Below are 235 nucleotides of genomic sequence, written 5' to 3'. Positions count from 1 at the left end.
ACACCACCCATGCCATCAAATAAGGCAGGCAATACCTGAAATACGAGAGTATCTTCAGAGAGAAGTTTACCTGTAGTTGCAGAGAATATTTCAACACCTTGCGCTTGTGCCACGTACATAGCAGGGATGATCAATAAACCCGCTACAAACGCTATAAACACATCAATTAAGGTTACATACGCGCCAAGGGACACAAGGTTTTCTTTTTTACTGATATATGAGCCATATATAATCA

The 235-nt window shown here is 40.4% G+C and carries 1 pseudogene; it reads right to left on the bottom strand.

Annotated features, from left to right (window positions below):
- Positions 1-235, bottom strand: a pseudogene (locus AAEZ02_RS23555) (sodium-dependent transporter); the annotation flags it as partial.

It is taken from the genome of Shewanella sp. T24-MNA-CIBAN-0130 (genome assembly GCF_040310185.1).
Taxonomy (GTDB): domain Bacteria; phylum Pseudomonadota; class Gammaproteobacteria; order Enterobacterales; family Shewanellaceae; genus Shewanella; species Shewanella psychromarinicola.
This window is presented reverse-complemented; position numbering and strand designations above follow the sequence as displayed.